Raw genomic sequence first — 17,522 nt, forward strand, 5'->3', positions numbered from 1 at the left:
ACACTAAGTTAATAGCATTGGTGGAGACACAGACCATGGCGAATGATTAAATCTTTTCCACCCAATTGCCGTCGCCTTTGATGATATCAATCAGTTCATCCAAAGCATAAGCGGTAGTTACATTTTTCTTTACCACTTCCTTACCTCGGTATAAAGTAATTTTATCAGGTCCGGTACCCACATAACCGTAATCGGCATCGGCCATTTCGCCTGGGCCGTTAACAATACAGCCCATGATACCGATTTTGATGCCTTTTAAATGGTCGGTGCGCGAGCGGATCAGTTGGGTGGTTTCCTGTAAATCGAAAAGGGTACGGCCACAGCTTGGGCACGAAATATATTCCGTTTTACTGATTCGGGTGCGTGTAGCCTGCAAAATCCCAAAACTGGTAGAATTAATCAACGAAAGATTTTGACCTTCAGCATCAATCCATACGCCATCACCAAAACCATCGGTAAGTAAGGCACCCAGATCGGTAGCCGCATAAAGCATTAAATGATCGGCATCCGCATGCTGGTATGTTCTTTTAATAATTACCGGAATTTGGATGTTTTTCTCCTGCAACGAAACAAAAAACGCTCTTTGCTCCGCCATTCCGTGGATTGAAGATGTTTTTAAGATTAAAACACTCGTATCATCCAATTGCTCAATTGCTGAATTGTTCAATTGTTCTGAGTCAATCTCAACAAAGTTTAAAAATTCGTCTTTAATATCAGCTTTGATAAGGTCTTCCAGCGAAAATAAAGGGTGACAGTTATTTTTATCTTTAAGTTTTAGCCAGGTTTGATAGTTGTACACCTGTTTTAAATTTCCGGGGAAAGAAAAAGAAGGCAAATTATCGCCCAGATAAGCTAAATCGCAGGCCTGATCGGCCAGGTTATATTTATCTAAACCCGCGCTGTAGTTATAACCAACCGAACTTAAAAAGTAAGGATCTTTTAAATTTTCTTTCGAAACATCAATCATCACTACCGGATGGTGATGCCCGCCGATATGTTGTACAGGGGTGGTAATGCGGCGGTTGTATTCGTAAGGACTGTAAGTTGGGCGATAAGCGCTGAGCGAAGAGCGTTGAGTTATTGACTCCGGACCTCCGGCTTCAGACATCGGACTCCTTAAAGCATATCGATCTGCCAAAGCCTTAGCTACGGGTGCTTCAAATTCGGGATCTTCGGTTAACGAAACGCGGATGGTATCGCCTAACCCATCTTCCAGCAAAGTACCAATACCAACAGCCGATTTAATACGGCCGTCTTCGCCGTCGCCAGCTTCGGTAACCCCCAAATGTAAAGGATAATTCATACCTTCTTTAGCCATGGTTTCTACCAGCAAACGGTAGGCTTGCACCATTACCTGGGTATTACTGGCTTTCATCGAGATGACCAGGTTATAATAGTTCTGGTCTTCGCACATACGGATAAACTCCATTGCCGATTCTACCATTCCGCGGGGGGTATCGCCATAATGGCTCATAATCCTGTCGGAAAGCGAACCATGGTTGGTACCGATACGCATGGCTGTGCCATACTCTTTACAAATTTTAACCAATGGGATAAACTTTTTGTAAATCCGGCTTAGCTCTGCATTGTAGGCATCCTGAGTATATTCTATATTTTCGAATTTCTTTTTATCAGCATAGTTGCCGGGATTTACGCGTACTTTTTCTACAATCCTCGCGGCCATTTCGGCAGCATTGGGTGTAAAATGGATATCAGCAATTAACGGAACATGATAACCACGGTAACGCAGTTCTTTTTTAATATTGGCAAGGTTTTCGGCTTCTTTAATGCTGGGTGCGGTAATACGTACATATTCGCAACCCGATTCTACCATCCGGATAGTCTGCTCCACTGTACCCAGGGTATCCATGGTATCGGTAGTGGTCATCGATTGGATCCGGATCGGGTTATGCCCTCCCAGTGCAATATCGCCGATGTTAACTTCACGTGTTAAATACCTAGAATAAGCGGTTAAACTGTTGCAATATCCGCCAGCCAGATCATGTTTTGCCAATATATTTTCCATCTGTTTGCAAAGATAAGGATTGTTGGAATTTTTGATGTTGTAATGTTGTAATTAAATCAACCGTTAGATAAATGGAAAAGCAACGTATATAATTCCCCATCTGGTTAACGTTATTTCGAAGAATAATTTATTGATAAGAATCAATATTATTGACAGAGACATTAACGCAAATAACTCCTAGAAGTCTCCGTCATTTCGAGCGAAGCCGAGAAATCTAGCTCGAGATAGATCTCTCCGCTCCACTGCGTTGCGGTCGAGATGACGATCATTTATACTACTTAAATCAATCTGTCTTTTATTACCAGCGTATTGGCCGCTATATCGTGCCAACATTGGTTTTTCTTGTTCAAGAAACTATACAGATACCCAAAAAAGACAGGAATTACCGATAATATTTTAGAAAAATTCCGGACCAAAGAAATACCAAGAGAAAGCCTGCTCCCTTCTAAATCGGTTACTTTAATGTTGAGCAGTTTTTTGCCTATTGTTGCCTGGCTCTTTGATGCTTCGGCAATACTTCCATAAATCAGTTTAACAATAAATATCGATGGAAAAGGAACCATAAAAGCCATTATCCGCTGGTCTTTCCCTTCGATAAAGATGTAACTGATTAAAATAATGATGGTGTAAAACCCAAAAATGATAAAATGATCGATTACCGAAGCGAGTAAACGCTGATCAAAAGCAGCAAAATACTGGGGAGCGGTTTTTTGATAGCTAAAACCCAAAAGCTCACGCAATTCGGGCATTGCGTGAGCTTCTTTATAATCGTCCATTCCGGGTTTGCGTATAAAAGTATTCGCACTGATGTTTAAATCCTTTAGTTCGGCTAAACTATACGGTCCCTGCGGCTTACCATTAATTACGACTACATATTGATCAGGATTCATAAGATTGTTGGATTACAGGATCAAAGTTTGATAAAAAGTTTCATCGAGCAAAACTTTAGCCTTACACCCTCCACCTTAAAACCTTCAACCTTTCTAGTATCTGCTTACCTCAAAGTTACTCAATCCGCCGTCTAAACTGATAAAGATTTTTTTGGTTGATGTTTTGTAGTTCGAAGTTTCGTAAACACCATCGCTTAATTTTTCAAATCCGTCAAAATCTTTTGCCGATAAACCTGTTTTGGTTTTAATCCGGCAACCTGCCCCATTAGGTACTTTAATTTTAACATCGGCTACTCCCGATTTTACAACTACATCCGTAATCGGCAGCAAGTCGCCAATTTTAATATCCAGCGCAGCAGCGCCACCATCAAAGCGGAAAGTGCGTACTTTGTAAGGAGAAAAATCGAAATTGGCCTCTCCGGCACCTAGTTTCATCAGTACATCCCAGGTAGCTTCTTTGTTTAATTTAAAGTTTACATCATTGCCGTTATCACCAAAATTCCATTTACCTTTTTTATCATCCATACTAAAGGTAAGTACAGTTGCAGAATCGCTAACTACTTTTTTCAACGAGAAATTGCCGCGTCTTTTTTTGATATCCGCATCAATTAATGAAGAAGTTTCGCCATCAAGGTTAAATGAAATACCGCCGCCAGAAATGTTTAATATTGTTCTTTTGGCATTGTCGGCAGCCACAAAAGGCTCTGTTAATTTTAACTGGTGATAAGAAGAATCTCTGTTGTTATCATCGTCGTCGTTATCATGGTCATCATCACCATCGTTGTGGTCGATATTAACATCGATGTCTTTTTTGAAATGATTTCCCCACCAATAGCTGTGCTCGGGCACCTGCTGACCTCTGTAAAAAAGAAAGGATAGGGCTACCACCAAAACACCAATAGAAATGATGCTGCCTGTTTGCGAATTGTTCCTGTTAAAAAGGATATTTAAACCTGCTATAATCAGGAATACAGGCCAAAAGCTCCAAACGTTGCGCCAATAAAAATCGATTACGCCAAAATTTTCGAGTAGAAGTACACCGCCGATAAAAAGCAGGATGATACCCCATATTAATCTATCTAGTTTCATGTTATTTATACTTGAGGGTTAGGGGATGTTGATTGATCGTCTTTATTAGTGGGTGCTACAGGCTCATTTTCTACCACAGTTTCAGAAAAATCGGCAGTTTTTTGTTGTTCTGCCTCCTGTTGCTGGTGCTGAAAAGCTGCCCAGTCGTTTTTTCTTTTTGATTTGGCGATAATACTGATACCTAAAGCAATAAATATCAATGGCCACATGTACCTGAATAAATTGCGGAAGCTAAACCAGTAAGGAATAAAATCCAGTTCGCGCATCAGGAAAAAACATCCTACCACCAGTAGCACTAAACCACCTATGGTGCGACCGGTATCGTTCGGTTTATTGAATTTACCAAAATCGGCCTGTGTTTCGAAAGGTGTTTTTTGAGTATTATCAACAGGCTGTGTCCAGTTTGGAGTTCCGGCTCCGGCATTTGCTGCAAACGGATCAGGATTTCCAAAGGGGTTTGCGCCAGGATTATTCTTATTAAAATAATCGTTAAATTTCGAGAACCTTGCAGCCGGATCATTATTAACCGGAACAATAATCCACATGATAATATAGGCAATTAAGCCACCTCCAGCCATAAAAATGGCCGATAATGCAAACAATAATCTGATTATGGTAACTTCAACCTGCATGTAATCTGCAAGTCCCGAAGCTACACCGGCAATCATCTTATCGTGTTCGTTTCTAAAAAGCTTCTTTTCCATAACGTTGTTCATTTTGTGTTTAAAAATCGAGCGGGGTAATTAAAACCTCATCAACGTTTACACCTTTACTTAAGTTTAAAATGGTGAACAAAGTTTCTGCAATATCTTCAGGCTGTACAAATTTTTCGTCGGGGATTGTTGTTCCTTCCCATGATGAAGTTCTGGTAGAGCCTGGTAAAAACGCTGTAACTTTAACGTTGTGAGGGGCTAACTCTTGCCGCAATACATGATTAAGACTTAGCATCGCTGCTTTTGTTACACTATAACTGCCACCATTTTTTACGGGCGCTTTACTGGCCACCGAACAAATGTTAAATATATGGCCCTGTTTTACAACGCGCATTTTTTTTCCGAAAAATTTGCTGGTATAATAACAGGCATTAGTATTTAAATGCTGCTGTTTTTCGAAAGTTTCGTCGTCTTCATCGAGCATACTACCGGGCAAAAAGATGCCCACATTGTTTACTAAAACGGTTACATCGTTAAAATCAATAGCAGTTGAATTTAAAAAGGCATATATCTCTTCTTTAACCGAAAAATCAGCGCCATGTGTTAAAACCGTATTCCCATAAGGTGTTAACTCATCTTTAAGTGCTTTTAAATCACCTTCTCCCCTTGCCACCAAAATTAAATCGTACCCTTTTTGGGCTAATTTTAGCGATATGGCCCTTCCAATTCCTTTAGTTGCACCGGTTATTACAGCTTTCATATTTTGTGGTTTAATTTTTGTTAACAAAAAACCATATTAATATTCAAAACCACGAATATTTTTGCAATTAGCAAAGAGCGACAAATTTTTATCGTTTCTTTGTAGTAGTATAAGAATGTTCATTTAAATTAAGCAAAAACATACGGAATGAATTTTACCAATTTCGGCAGATACATCCTGCTACTCAAGTCTGTATTCAGAAGGCCGGAAAAACTGAAAATATACCTTAAGGAAATCGCCAAGCAAATGGATTATGTTGGCGTAGGCTCTTTAGGTCTTATTGCCATCATATCTACTTTTATCGGTGCGGTAATGACCTTGCAGATTGCTTTCCAGCTGGTTAGTGATTTTATTCCGAAAACCATTATTGGTTCGGTAAACCGCGATTCGAGTATTCTGGAGTTAAGTCCAACCATTAGTGCAATTGTGCTTGCGGGAAAAATCGGGTCGGCCATTTCATCAGAAATTGGCTCGATGCGTGTTACCGAACAGATTGATGCACTGGAGATTATGGGCATTAACGCTCCCGGATATTTAATCCTTCCTAAAATTATTTCGGGCATAACCATGGTACCTATGTTGGTAATCATTTCGATGTTCTTAAGCATTACCGGTGGATATATCGGTGGTTCGGTATCGGGCGCAGTAACCCCTGCAGAATATATCCAGGGTATTACAACCGATTTTAACCCATATACAATTACCGTTGCTTTGGTAAAGGCATTTGTATTTGGTTTTATCATTACATCGGTTCCGGCATACGAAGGTTTTTACGTTCGTGGTGGCGCTTTAGAAGTTTCGCAGGCCAGTACGAGGGCTGTTGTAATTAGCTGTATTTCTATTTTAGCTTGCGATTATATCGTGACCCAATTGTTATTGTAATGATCGAAATTAAAGATATTTATAAATCGTTCTCCGGAAATAATGTACTAAAGGGCATTTCCGGAAAGTTTGAGGAAGGCGTAACCAATTTAATTATTGGTGGTTCGGGATCAGGAAAAACAACCCTGCTTAAATGTATGGTGGGTTTGCACCAGCCCGATTCGGGCTCGGTACTGTACGATGGCCGCGATTTTACCCCAATGAGCTACGAACAACGTATCGAAGTGCGTAAAGAAATTGGTATGCTTTTTCAGGGATCTGCCCTGTTTGACAGTATGACTGTTGAAGAAAACATTATGTTTCCTTTAAACATGTTTACCGATCAAACCCGAAGTGAAAAAATAGACCGTGTAAATTTCTGTCTGGAAAGGGTTAACCTTGCAGGTAAAAACAAATTATTTCCCGCAGAATTATCGGGCGGGATGAAAAAACGTGTGGGTATTGCGCGTGCTATTTCGATGAATCCGAAATACCTGTTCTGTGATGAGCCCAACTCCGGTCTGGATCCAAAAACATCAATTGTTATTGATGAGCTGATTCAGGAAATTACCGAAGAATATAAAACCACTACAATTGTGGTAACACACGATATGAACTCGGTAATGGGGATTGGTGATTATATTTTATTTTTGCACGAAGGGAAAAAGTTCTGGGAAGGCAGCAATAAGGAAATTGCACATACCGATATTAAAGAGTTGAACGACTTTGTGTTTGCCAGCCGCTTTATGAAGGCTGCAAAAGATAAATTCTAAGAAAAATCGTATATTTGTTTGATGACTACGGCCACAAAAAATATCATTCACAAATTGGAAACCTTACCTGATAGCATGGTAAACAAGGTAGAAGATTTTATTGATTTTTTGAAAGCCAAACATGCCAAAAGCTTTCCTAAATCGCAAATTGAGGAAAATAAAATAGTTGAAGAGCCAAAAAGCCTATACGGTGCCGCAAAAGGTCTATTTATTATTCCTAAAGATTTTAATAAACCATTAGATTTTAAATAAAATAAATCGTCATTGCGAGGCACGAAGCAATCTATTCTATACATCTACCGCATTAAGATTGCTTCGTGCCTCGCAATGACGGACTATACAAATAATAAATGATACAATTACTTGCCCCAACCCACTGGAAAGATTACGAACTGATAGATTGCGGGGATTTTGAAAAATTAGAACGTTTTGGGAACGTAATCCTGATCCGTCCTGAACCGCAGGCGGTATGGAAAAAAACATTATCAGAGCAGGACTGGAAAAAAACAGCCAACATTACATTCAGGGGCCGCTCGGCTACATCGGGCGAATGGGTAAAGAAAAACCAGTCTATCCCCGATCGCTGGCATGTAGAATATAAAAATAACGAAGTTGCCATTAAACTCCGTTTAGGCTTAACTTCTTTTAAACATGTTGGTGTTTTCCCTGAACAGGCCGTAAACTGGGATTTTATTTCATCATCGATCAAAAAATTTAAAACACCACAGCCAAAAGTTTTAAACCTCTTTGCCTATACCGGTGCAGCATCATTAATTGCAAATGCGGCTGGCGCAGATACCACACATGTTGATTCTATTAAACAAGTAGTTACCTGGGCGAATGAAAACCAGGAACTTTCTGGTTTGAAAGATACCCGCTGGATGGTTGAAGATGCTTTGAAATTTGTAAAAAAAGAGTTGAAAAGAGGCAAAAAATACAATGGCATAATCCTGGATCCGCCGGCTTATGGCCACGGACCAAACGGCGAAAAATGGAAGCTGGAAGACCATATCCAAGAAATGATGCAGGATGTTGTACAGTTACTGGATGAAAAAGAACATTTCCTCATCCTGAATACCTACTCACTTGGTTTTTCTTCGGTAATTGTCGAAAATTTAATCCGTACTTCATTCCCTGCGGTTAAAAACCTCGAAACCGGAGAGCTTTATTTACAGGCAACCTCTGGTATTAAATTGCCGTTAGGTGTTTTTGGTAAATTCTGCAATGTGTAAATGTTGATTACTTTATTTTAAACTATCAGATTTCCACCCTACTTTCATTGGATCCGGAAAAAGACTAAATTTAATTATCTAATATATCTATGAAATTCCCTCAATTAGCAGGCACCCTAATACTTGGTTTTGCCGCAATCAGCTTGTTCGCCAACTGTAATTCAGACGGTAAGGGCGGCAGCGGCGTTGGTAAAATCTTCTCTTCTGATACCACTAAAAAGAAAACCGACTCAACAGCAAATGTAATGAAACCTGTTGATCCAAAACTTTACGATTCGTTGGTTAAAAAACTGGCCAATGGCGATACCACCGGAAAATGGCCGGTAAAAAAACAACCTTATCCTTTGGCAGGCGCTATTTTACCATTTAAACGTATTGTAGTTTATTATGGAAACCTGCACTCAAAAAAAATGGGTGCTTTGGGCGAATATGCACCTAAAGAAATGTGGCAACGCCTGAACGCCGAAGTTAAACACTGGGAAAAAGCCGATCCGACTACCCCTGTACAACCAGGTTTGCACTATATTGCTGCTGTAGCTAGCGGAACACCCGGAAAAGATGGAAAATACATCAACAGAATGGGCAATAAGCAGATCGATTCTGTTCTGTCGATTGCAAAAATGCAACCGAATACAATCGTATTTTTAGATCTTCAGGTGGCTTTAAGTACCATTAAAGCAGAATTACCGCATATTGAAAAATATCTTGAATTACCTTATGTACACTTAGGCATCGACCCTGAATTTTCAATGAAAGATGGTTCGTTACCGGGTAAAAAAATCGGCACTTACGATGCTGCCGATGTAAATTATGTTACGCAATACCTTGCTGATATTGTTAAAAAACACAATTTACCTCCGAAAGTATTTGTATTACACCGTTTTACAAAGAAAATGGTAACCAACTCTGCAAGCATTAAATTACGTCCTGAGGTACAGGTAGTGGTGCACATGGATGGATGGGGCGAACCGGAACTGAAAAAAGGAACTTACCGCCACTTTGTGCAGGGAGAACCGGTGCAGTTTACAGGCTTTAAATTATTCTATAAAAATGACCTTAAAAAAGAACCAAAGCGTTTAATGACGCCTGAGGAGCTTTTAAAACTTACCCCAAAACCGATATACATTCAATATCAATAATATTCAAACGCCTCCGATATAATATCGGGGGCGTTATTTATTTAAAAACATAAACTGCTCTCAAAAATGAAAACTATTATCGCACTTGCATTCGCGTTATTAATAACGTATTCTTCTGCTCAGGCACAGGACCTAAAAACTTCAAAATCATTAAAAACTGCCCTGGAGCAATCATCATCATCTAAAAAGCCTATACTCCTTATTATTGAAGCTACCGGCATCCCCAAGGCTGCCAATATGCCTGGAAACGCAAAAATCAATTTTAAATCGGCCCTGGATGAACCCGAGGTTATAAACAGGATCAACGAAAATTTTGTTGTTTATAAAACCGTAATGACCGATACCAGTATCAGATCTATCATTCGCGAAGCAAACGTAAAATCTTTTCCAGCCTTTGTTTTTCTTCGTACAAATAAGGATATTTTCTTTAAAGATTTCGGGAACTCTACCGATCAAAGAAAATACATTTCTATGGTCGACAAGGCCTTAGCAGCCTTAAAGGAAGAATCTATTTCCGAACTGGAAACCAAATATAATGCCGATAAAGACAATAACGCAGTACTGAAAAAATTAATTGATACGAGAAAAAAGCTTGGAATTACAAACAATGCAGAACTTATCGAAAAGTATGTAAACAACCTGAAAATAGGAGATTTTAACGATTATCAAACGGTACTTTATATCCTGGAAGCTGGTCCATACAGTGATGGAAATGCCTATAAACTGGCTTATACAAACCGTAAAATCATCGACAGTTTATATAAAACCGAACCAATTCAAAAAAGAACAGGAATTAACAATGTTATTATTTCGAACACGATTTCTGATGCTGCCAAAAACAAAAATACAGCCAGGGCAATTTCTGCAGCCAATTTCGCCCGGAACACCTGGACAAGAGATTACAGAAACGGAGAAAAAGCCTATAATAACCAGATTTTATGGTATTACAGTACAGTAAAAGATACTGCAAGCTATTTAAGAACAGCGAGCTATTTTTACGATAGCTACTACATGAATATCAGTGCGGATAGTATAAAAAAGATAGAATTAAAAAATCGTGAAGCCTTAACTCAAAGGCATGTCGCTACAATGCCCTATCAAAAACAAATTTCGAAAGAGAAGCTGGATAGTTTACAAAAAGTATACGGAAAAACGATGGTTACCCAATCGGTAGTTACCGTTGGAAATGTATCTAACAGTTATGCCAACGAATTAAATAATGCAGCATGGAAGTTTTACGAGATCGGTACTAAAAACCTTAATTACCTTAGTAAGGCTATGATCTGGAGCAGGCGAGCTATCGAATTAAATCCCATTGCAGGATATTATGATACACTTGCACATATCCTCTATCGCTTAGGTTATAACGAAGAAGCAATTAAAACTCAGGAAATGGCAATAGAAAGAGCAAAAACCGAAAAAACACCAACTGCCAGTCTCGAGTCGGAACTTAAAAAAATAAAGGCAAAAGCACTTTAGCTTATAAAACAGAAGGTCCTTGATAAACATCACGGGCCTTTTCTTTATTAAATATTTATTAACAGAAAAACATTATTTGTTTGCTGTATTCCTTATAAATCTTATATTGATCCACTGTAAGTCAAACAATTACAACTTACAGGAATAACCAGTCGTTAACCCATACCTTCATTATTAAAAAAACGTTTGTTTTGATTAACAAAGTTGGTATAGATTTAATACATGTAGGATTATGCAAACAGCAACATTTGGCGGAGGCTGCTTTTGGTGCACCGAAGCCGTTTTTCAAACGTTGAATGGAGTAAGCCAGGTTACATCGGGCTATATGGGGGGAGAATTAAAACATCCAACTTATATGGAAATATGCAATGGCGATACCGGCCATGCAGAAGTGGTTCAGATTACTTTTGATGAAAATGTGATTTCTTTCCCTGAGCTTTTACTCATTTTTTTTAAAACCCATAACCCTACCACCTTAAACAGGCAGGGAAATGATATGGGCACACAATACCGCTCGGTGGTTTTCTTTGAAAATGAGGAACAAAAGGAACAGGCAAAAAAGATCGTAAACGATCTTACGCGTGAAAATGTATTCGATAAACCAATTGTGACCGAGATTTTGCCTGCAATGGAGTTTTATGAAGCCGAAGATTACCATCAGAATTATTTCAGCGATAACCAGGAAAAACCCTACTGTGCCTTTGTTATACAGCCAAAGCTGAACAAATTTGTAAAAGAATTTAAAGATAAAATCAGACCTGAGCTATTAGAATAATTAAACCAAAAAGGTTAATAATGCATGTTGGCTTGCAGTGTGAATATCACGCCAGACGCGGTTAATCTCTGACTCTTTTTTTGCGGCTTCCAAACCACAGTAAGGGTAAAGTTTAGCTACGTTTCGCCAACAGGTATGGACCAGTTTTCTACTGATTGCGCTCACCTCTGTTAAGGTATTTTCTGTAATTTCAGAATTGTTAATCAATTGATTCCAGGATCGATCAAATGCATTGTAAAATGCCTGGCGGAGGCCCTGGATCTCATCTTTACATCGATTAAGTTCTTCGGTAAAAAACAAAACCTGCTCATCAGTATACCGTTTTAAGCTGGTGCGTAAATAAAAGGCATCTTCAACCAGTTTAATAAAATGATTGGTCATCCCTAAAGTATTAACCGTTAAAGTTGTTTCGGCCAGCTGTAAAAAAGGATAATCGAAACCCTGATCTGCTATTTCGATCTGTTTGTTAATTTTAAAGGTCCGGTTTTCGGGCACAATTAAATCTTTTACTTCAAAAGCATGGCTTCCGGTGGCAATTAAGCCAAAATACGACCAGCCCGGTAAAAGATTAACTTCTTCTTTTTTCAGAATAAACGACATGATTTCGGGCTCACAGTTTTCGTCCAGAATATCATTACCATCTTCATTTTTAAGCGCACAGTTAGCAGTAAATATGGTTGCGTGCAAAGCACCACTGGCATAATTCCATTTACCGTTTATGAGATACCCATCCCCGGTTTTAACGGCTACTCCGCCTACTGCCCCACTCCCGGCGAAACAAACTTCACGATCGGTAAAGATTTCGGCAGCCAATACAGGATTTAAAAAGCCGGCAAACCAGCCTGCGCCTGCACATAGGGTAACTGTCCAGCCCAGGCTCCCGTCAGCTTCAGCCAATTCCTCTTCCAGCTTTAAAATTTCAGGAAGTTTTTTGCCCGGTCCGCCATAAACCTCGGGTACAAAAAGTTTAAACCAGTTTTCCTGATAAGCCAGTTCTAAAATTTCGGGGTGAAGTTTCCCCATTTCTTCCGAAAGTGCTGCATAGGTTTTTACCTTTTCCTGCCAGGTGATGGTTAATGAATCTTGCATACTGATATTCTCCATTACGATTGAGCCAGTTTAAAGCTGTTTTTATTGATGATCTTTTTCCAGTCGAAAAAGCCAAAAATGGCTACAGTAAATAAAAATGTAGTTAAACAGGCCATTAAAGGCAATTTTTTATGAAAGAGTAATGGAATGGCCACAATATTGGAAATGTTAAGGAATATCCAGTTTTCGATTTTACGTTTAGCTAATAGCCACATACCTGCCCAGGCCGTAGCCGAAACAAAAGCATCAAACAATGGCACATCCGAATCGGTATAATGCCTTAATACTAAATAAAGTGCACCAAAACCAATAATCGAAATTAAAACTGCTATAGTAAGCTCGATGTTATTTGACCACGATACCTGGTTTTCGCCATCCAGTTTTCTTTTTTTCCAGATGACCCAACCATACACACTCATTACCAGATAATAAATGCTCAATAGTGTTTCTGCATATAATTTTACATTCAGCAATAAAAACATCGATAACAGTATGGAAACAATGCCTGTTGGATATAGCCAGATACTGTTTTTTTTTGCCAGTAAAACTTCTGCAACTCCGAAACCAACCGCAAACCATTCTATTATTGAGGTATGTGTAATCTGCTCTTGAAAAAGCTTGAACCAGTCCTGAAAATTCATTTATAATACAAATTTGAGCACTGCTTTCGGGGCGAAACAGCAATATAAATTAACCTCTTCCTACGTCGGCATTATCCGAATCAGGTTCATTAGAAGGTATAAGGTGTGGGGTTAAAGGTATAAGGTTAAACCCTCCACCTTAAGCCTTTTACCTTAAGCCTCTAAATGGGTGTATTCTCAGCAAATTGACGGTAACAGACATTACCCGATCAAAAAGCACCCCTTTGAGCATTTACAAATATACGCTTTTTTAACATAATAGAATTTTATGTAACATAAACACATAATCTACTTATTATCAGGAGTAACAGAAGGCAGAATATTATATTTTTATATCTTTAAAACCTTAAATCATCCTATTTTAACGTCCCATGTACCATATTAACCGTTCTTTCTGCTTCAGATTGCTAAAAAGGATATGTGGTATTTTATGTTTTCTCTCTTTACATTTTTTGGTTTTGGCCCAAAGCAAACCAACTTTATTATTTAAACACCTTACACCAGAAGATGATTTAAGTGATCCAACAGTACAGGCCTTACATGTTGACAGAGACGGCTTTTTATGGATGGGTACCGAAAACGGGCTAAACCGTTTTGATGGAAAAACCTGTATTACCTACAAAAAAAATAATCGCTCCGCAGCCTTTCCGGGCAACTACATTACCAATATTATTGAAGATAAAAACGGCGATCTGATTATCGGTTCGCAGAGTAACCTGGTTAAATATAACAGGAAACAGGATAGTTTTGTGCCCTATAATTTTAAAAAGGGGATTAAACTAAATGAAAATTATTACGCTTTCCCTTTTTATATCGATAAACAGGAAGACCTTTGGGTTTACCTGGCTGGTAATGTGTATAAACACAGCATTAAGGACAGTATCACCAAATATATCACCACTTATTCTAACGGATATCAATTTACCCCTGTCCCTTTTTACCATAAATTAGATTGGTTTATCAGCAGGGGGGTAAAAGGTATCTATATCAATAAAACAGATGATGTAAAGGAAGAACATGTTCAGGAGTTTTTTATGAACAGCCGGAACGAAGCGCTTAACAGCCATATTTCCGATGTTTACATCACATCAGACAGCGTGCTTTGGCTGGCCAGTGATAAAGGACTGATTAAACTGAATACTAAAACCAAAACACACGAGCGCTTTAATAGCAGTAAAACGAGTAAAAACATCGCCGTAACCGCACTGGAAAAATATCCTGACAAACCCTGGCTTTTTGTTGGTACGAGAAATAACGGCCTGCTTTTATTTGATTTGGTGAGTAAGAAATTCTTTGCCGAATATACACACCAGGCTGATGATTCATTTAGCTTATCGGGCAATTATATCCGGAAGATTTACGTCGATAAAAAACAGAATTTATTTTTAAGCATTAATGGTTACGGACTGGATTACACCAACTTAAACAAAGTAATTTTTTCGCGTTATATAGATAAAACCGATATTCTTTCGCCCAATTTTGAAAATGATATCAGCACTATCATCAAAGCTAAAAATGGTCAGTTATGGTGCGGCACAAAAACATCCGGTTTACTCATTTATAACAAAGATTTAAACAAACCCTTAAAACATGAGTTTTTAAAACTGGGGATTTCGCAACTGATTGAACTGAATAATGGCAACATTTTAACCGGACTTTCTAACGGCACTTTTTTTATTTACGAGACTAAAAAACAAAATTTTATACCATTAAAAACGAGTTTTTCGGAGGTTGTAAACGGAAAAGTGCAGATTAACCAGATTGTAAAATTCGGGGCCGATTTACTTGCAGCTACTGAATATGGGGTAGCTAAAGTAATCTTTAAAGATAAAAACGAACTTCATTTCGAAATGGATCAGGGCATTAACCACTCAATTCCCTGGGCAAATATCCAAACCATTATACCCATTACAGCAACCAAGGCCATTATCCAGTCTTATTATACTGCGATATACCTGGCCGAATGGAAAGATGGGAAATTTATTTTAAAAAAAGAGATTGCAAAGTCTCCTTACGGTATCAACGGAAGTATTACAGCAGGCAATACACTTTATATTGCCACTACCTCGGGTCTTTTAACCTACAGTGCTAATACAAATACCATTGCAAAATCGAATTTAATCGATGCGAATTGTAGTAGTATACTGCTTGATGGAAATAAAAATCTTTGGCTGGGTACCAATAACGGCTTATATTTTTATCATATTAAAAACGGCACCCAAACCCGGTATAGCATTGGCGATGGTTTACAAAGCATGGTTTTTAATCAAAATGCTGCTGTAGCGCTTAATAACCGTTATCTGGCGTTTGGTGGCATAAACGGCATTAATATAATCGATCCTGTAAAATCAAGTGTTTACACCAGTCATTCAAAACCACAAATCACTGAAATACTCATCAACGACCAGCCTCTGCCTGGTATTGGCAATTCGCTTACCACTACCGGTTTAAAACTCCGTCACGATGAAAACACCATAACAATTGCTTTTAGTACAATGGATTTTATCGATCCTGCACAAAGGAAAATTGTTTACCAGATGATTGGTTACGACAATAAAAAAGTAAGTGTTTTTGGCAGCAACAGCATCCGTTTTCCCAATATGCCATCAGGAAAATTTAAACTGGTGTTAATGGATGTTTACAGTAACGAAAAAACAGTTTTATCCATCACCATCAATGCACCGTTCTGGCAAAAAACCTGGTTTATCATTCTTGGTGTTATCGCGTTGATTATCATTTCGCTGCTGGCTTTATTTATTTACCTCCGATGGGTAAAATACAGGCAGGTATTACAGCTGCGGCAGATTATAAACTTTCAAAAAGCTGAAAGAAAAAGAATTGCCGACGACCTGCATGATGAACTGGGTTTAAAACTATCTACACTAAAGCATTATCTTCTGGCAGGCGATATCAACAAAATGATTGATGGCGGAGAACTGCGGATATTATCTACTGAATATATTGATTCATCGATTGATGTGCTAAGAAACACCCTGATTAACCTTAGCCCCCAAACACTTGATGAAAATGGCCTGGTAACCGCGATGGAAGATCTCATAAACAGCATAAACAAACTGGGGATTATTAAGATCCATTTCGATCATTCGGGTTTTACGGTTGCACTTAAAAGTACGCCCGAATATGCCATTTACCGGATCTGTCAGGAACTGATCAATAATACCATTAAACACGCCCGGGCAAAAAATATCTATATCGTGATTATTAACCGAAATGAAAGACTGATTTTACTTTATGAAGACGATGGCGAGGGTTACGATTATAATACGGTGAAACGGGGTTATGGCCTGTTTAATATTGAAGCACTTGTTAAGGCCATAAGGGCCGAATTAGATATGGATTCGGAAAAGGGAAAAGGTGTTGCGGTTACCATTTCAATAAGTCTAAAAAGGATTTTAAAACCAAAAGCTCATGATTAAGATATTAATTGCAGATGATCATAATGTATTAATTAACGGATTAAAACTGATTTTTGCCGTTAGAGGTGATTTTAAAATAATTTCTGTAGCTAATAATGGGCAGGAGGTTATAGATCTGGTTAAAAGTGAATGCCCCGATGTAATTCTGCTGGATATTAACATGCCGGTTTTAAATGGCTATCAAACCCTTGAAATTCTGAAATCAGACTATCCTGAGATTAAGGTAATCGTACTTTCGATGCTGAATGACAAAAGAAATGTACTGAATATGCTCGAAGCCGGTGCAAAAGGTTATTTGTTTAAGGATACAGACGACAAACACCTGTTTAAAGCTATAGATCTGATTAACCAGGGTGGGTATTATGTATCGGAAGACCTGCAGCATATTCTGGATGAATTTTTGGCCAGCGGTAAATACGCCGACAAAAAAAACAAACAACTGCTTTCTTCCCGCGAACTGGAAATTGTAAGCCTGATTGTGAATGGCAATACCAATGCAGAAATTGCTGAACTCCTTTTTTTAAGTACCCGAACGGTAGATACTCACCGTAAAAATATTTTTCACAAGTTAAACCTAAATAATACGGCCTTACTGGTTAAATATGCTTTAGAAAATAAAGCGTTCCTCGGCTTGCAGTAAGCGCTGTTCATTCATGTTCATTTACAAAATACCGTAAA

At 38.5% G+C, this 17,522-nt stretch carries 16 protein-coding genes; 9 read left to right on the forward strand and 7 right to left on the reverse strand.

All coding sequences use genetic code 11. The annotated features are described in order from the left end of the window. Positions 1–46: 46 nt before the first annotated feature. From ispG to DRW42_RS13820, 5 genes are all read right to left on the reverse strand, one after another. Positions 47–2,026: a (E)-4-hydroxy-3-methylbut-2-enyl-diphosphate synthase gene (ispG, locus tag DRW42_RS13800; protein WP_113949417.1), complete on the reverse strand. Its 1,980-nt coding sequence runs from the start codon at positions 2,024–2,026 to the stop codon at positions 47–49. A gap of 278 nt (positions 2,027–2,304) precedes the next feature. Then, positions 2,305–2,916: an RDD family protein gene (locus tag DRW42_RS13805; RefSeq protein ID WP_113949418.1), complete on the reverse strand. Its 612-nt coding sequence runs from the start codon at positions 2,914–2,916 to the stop codon at positions 2,305–2,307. Positions 2,917–3,009: 93 nt separating this feature from the next. Then, positions 3,010–4,005 carry a LiaF transmembrane domain-containing protein gene (locus tag DRW42_RS13810; protein ID WP_113949419.1) on the reverse strand — a complete coding sequence of 332 codons (996 nt, stop codon included), beginning with the start codon at positions 4,003–4,005 and terminating at the stop codon, positions 3,010–3,012. A gap of 5 nt (positions 4,006–4,010) precedes the next feature. After that, positions 4,011–4,709 carry a PspC domain-containing protein gene (locus DRW42_RS13815; protein WP_158544348.1) on the reverse strand — a complete coding sequence of 233 codons (699 nt, stop codon included), beginning with the start codon at positions 4,707–4,709 and terminating at the stop codon, positions 4,011–4,013. Positions 4,710–4,728: 19 nt separating this feature from the next. Continuing rightward, positions 4,729–5,418, reverse strand: a complete 690-nt coding sequence (locus DRW42_RS13820) for an SDR family NAD(P)-dependent oxidoreductase (RefSeq protein ID WP_113949421.1) — start codon at positions 5,416–5,418, stop codon at positions 4,729–4,731. A 147-nt stretch (positions 5,419–5,565) separates the two neighbouring features. Between DRW42_RS13820 and DRW42_RS13825 the strand changes: the two genes are divergently transcribed. From DRW42_RS13825 to msrA, 7 genes are all read left to right on the forward strand, one after another. Then, a complete protein-coding gene (locus DRW42_RS13825; protein ID WP_113949422.1) occupies positions 5,566–6,300 on the forward strand; it encodes an MlaE family ABC transporter permease in 735 nt (244 codons plus the stop codon). Further along, positions 6,300–7,052, forward strand: a complete 753-nt coding sequence (locus DRW42_RS13830) for an ABC transporter ATP-binding protein (protein WP_113949423.1) — start codon at positions 6,300–6,302, stop codon at positions 7,050–7,052. Before DRW42_RS13825 ends, DRW42_RS13830 begins: the two co-directional genes overlap by 1 nt. A gap of 54 nt (positions 7,053–7,106) precedes the next feature. After that, positions 7,107–7,304, forward strand: a complete 198-nt coding sequence (locus tag DRW42_RS13835; RefSeq protein ID WP_208643567.1) for a DUF2281 domain-containing protein — start codon at positions 7,107–7,109, stop codon at positions 7,302–7,304. Positions 7,305–7,402: 98 nt separating this feature from the next. After that, positions 7,403–8,284, forward strand: coding sequence for an RsmD family RNA methyltransferase (locus tag DRW42_RS13840; protein WP_113949425.1), 882 nt, complete (start codon positions 7,403–7,405; stop codon positions 8,282–8,284). A gap of 89 nt (positions 8,285–8,373) precedes the next feature. Beyond that, positions 8,374–9,423 carry a hypothetical protein gene (locus DRW42_RS13845; RefSeq protein WP_113949426.1) on the forward strand — a complete coding sequence of 350 codons (1,050 nt, stop codon included), beginning with the start codon at positions 8,374–8,376 and terminating at the stop codon, positions 9,421–9,423. Positions 9,424–9,489: 66 nt separating this feature from the next. Next, complete coding sequence (locus tag DRW42_RS13850; RefSeq protein WP_113949427.1) at positions 9,490–10,902, forward strand: hypothetical protein; 1,413 nt, start codon at positions 9,490–9,492, stop codon at positions 10,900–10,902. 232 nt (positions 10,903–11,134) lie between these two features. After that, a complete protein-coding gene (gene msrA / locus DRW42_RS13855; protein WP_113949428.1) occupies positions 11,135–11,677 on the forward strand; it encodes a peptide-methionine (S)-S-oxide reductase MsrA in 543 nt (180 codons plus the stop codon). Here the strand turns inward: msrA and DRW42_RS13860 are convergent, their stop codons facing one another. Beyond that, positions 11,678–12,781, reverse strand: coding sequence for an acyl-CoA dehydrogenase family protein (locus tag DRW42_RS13860; RefSeq protein ID WP_244215279.1), 1,104 nt, complete (start codon positions 12,779–12,781; stop codon positions 11,678–11,680). After that, a complete protein-coding gene (pnuC, locus tag DRW42_RS13865) occupies positions 12,781–13,407 on the reverse strand; it encodes a nicotinamide riboside transporter PnuC (RefSeq protein ID WP_113949429.1) in 627 nt (208 codons plus the stop codon). Before pnuC ends, DRW42_RS13860 begins: the two co-directional genes overlap by 1 nt. Before the next feature lie 458 nt (positions 13,408–13,865). Between pnuC and DRW42_RS13870 the strand changes: the two genes are divergently transcribed. Together DRW42_RS13870 and DRW42_RS13875 are read left to right on the forward strand one after the other, a co-directional pair. Next, a complete protein-coding gene (locus DRW42_RS13870) occupies positions 13,866–16,844 on the forward strand; it encodes a sensor histidine kinase (RefSeq protein WP_158544349.1) in 2,979 nt (992 codons plus the stop codon). Continuing rightward, the gene (locus DRW42_RS13875) at positions 16,837–17,484 is read left to right on the forward strand and encodes a response regulator (RefSeq protein ID WP_113949431.1); all 648 of its coding nucleotides are present in this window, start codon (positions 16,837–16,839) and stop codon (positions 17,482–17,484) included. The genes DRW42_RS13870 and DRW42_RS13875 overlap by 8 nt, the downstream gene beginning before the upstream one ends. Positions 17,485–17,522: the final 38 nt, after the last annotated feature.

The sequence above is a fragment of the Pedobacter miscanthi genome, assembly GCF_003315595.1.
Taxonomy (GTDB): Bacteria; Bacteroidota; Bacteroidia; order Sphingobacteriales; family Sphingobacteriaceae; genus Pedobacter; species Pedobacter miscanthi.

Excerpts from the sequence above, each read along its gene's own strand:
- DRW42_RS13805 (WP_113949418.1), bottom strand. The coding sequence starts at position 2,916 with ATGAATCCTGATCAATATGTAGTCGTAATTAATGGTAAGCCGCAGGGA.
- ispG (WP_113949417.1), bottom strand. The coding sequence starts at position 2,026 with ATGGAAAATATATTGGCAAAACATGATCTGGCTGGCGGATATTGCAAC.
- DRW42_RS13845 (WP_113949426.1), top strand. The coding sequence starts at position 8,374 with ATGAAATTCCCTCAATTAGCAGGCACCCTAATACTTGGTTTTGCCGCA.
- DRW42_RS13820 (WP_113949421.1), bottom strand. The coding sequence starts at position 5,418 with ATGAAAGCTGTAATAACCGGTGCAACTAAAGGAATTGGAAGGGCCATA.
- DRW42_RS13850 (WP_113949427.1), top strand. The coding sequence starts at position 9,490 with ATGAAAACTATTATCGCACTTGCATTCGCGTTATTAATAACGTATTCT.
- DRW42_RS13815 (WP_158544348.1), bottom strand. The coding sequence starts at position 4,709 with ATGGAAAAGAAGCTTTTTAGAAACGAACACGATAAGATGATTGCCGGT.
- DRW42_RS13840 (WP_113949425.1), top strand. The coding sequence starts at position 7,403 with ATGATACAATTACTTGCCCCAACCCACTGGAAAGATTACGAACTGATA.
- DRW42_RS13810 (WP_113949419.1), bottom strand. The coding sequence starts at position 4,005 with ATGAAACTAGATAGATTAATATGGGGTATCATCCTGCTTTTTATCGGC.
- msrA (WP_113949428.1), top strand. The coding sequence starts at position 11,135 with ATGCAAACAGCAACATTTGGCGGAGGCTGCTTTTGGTGCACCGAAGCC.
- DRW42_RS13875 (WP_113949431.1), top strand. The coding sequence starts at position 16,837 with ATGATTAAGATATTAATTGCAGATGATCATAATGTATTAATTAACGGA.
- pnuC (WP_113949429.1), bottom strand. The coding sequence starts at position 13,407 with ATGAATTTTCAGGACTGGTTCAAGCTTTTTCAAGAGCAGATTACACAT.
- DRW42_RS13825 (WP_113949422.1), top strand. The coding sequence starts at position 5,566 with ATGAATTTTACCAATTTCGGCAGATACATCCTGCTACTCAAGTCTGTA.
- DRW42_RS13830 (WP_113949423.1), top strand. The coding sequence starts at position 6,300 with ATGATCGAAATTAAAGATATTTATAAATCGTTCTCCGGAAATAATGTA.
- DRW42_RS13860 (WP_244215279.1), bottom strand. The coding sequence starts at position 12,781 with ATGGAGAATATCAGTATGCAAGATTCATTAACCATCACCTGGCAGGAA.